We start from the raw sequence: 515 nt of genomic DNA, 5'->3' as shown, positions 1-515 counted from the left end.
GGCGGCGATGGTGCGCAGCTCGCCGCGCGCCAGGGCCGGTTTCAGCAGGTTGGCGGCGTCGGCCCCGCCCGCCTGGTTGCCCGCGCCGATAATGGTGTGCGCCTCGTCGATAAACAGCAAAACCGGCACCGGTGACTGCTGCACCGCATCGATGACGTTTTTCAGGCGCTGTTCGAACTCGCCCTTTACGCCTGCACCCGCCTGCAACAGGCCGAGGTCAAGGGTGCGCAGAATCACCGGTTTGAGGGATTCCGGCACGTTGCCCTCGGCAATACGCAGCGCCAGGCCTTCGACCAGCGCGGTTTTCCCCACCCCCGGCTCGCCGACCAGAATCGGGTTGTTCTTGCGGCGGCGCGACAGGATGTCGACCATCTGGCGGATTTCGGTGTCGCGGCCGAACACCGGGTCGATGCTTCCCGCCCGCGCTTTTGCCGTCACGTCGAGGGTAAATTTATCCAGTGCGTTTTGCAGGGCCGGGTTCAGTTCGCCTTCTTTCAGCTCTGCACCGGCCGGGC

The 515-nt window shown here is 65.4% G+C and carries 1 protein-coding gene; it reads right to left on the bottom strand.

Going from position 1 to position 515, the window contains the following annotated elements:
* Window positions 1-515, bottom strand: a 515-nt coding sequence (locus tag ABEH87_RS21675; protein ID WP_346579424.1) for an AAA family ATPase, incomplete at both ends; no start/stop codon positions are given.

The sequence above is a fragment of the Erwinia sp. Eh17-17 genome (assembly GCF_039675725.1).
Classification (GTDB): Bacteria; Pseudomonadota; Gammaproteobacteria; order Enterobacterales; family Enterobacteriaceae; genus Erwinia.
The sequence above is the reverse complement of the archived record's forward strand: the minus strand, read 5'-3'. Positions and strand labels throughout refer to the sequence as shown.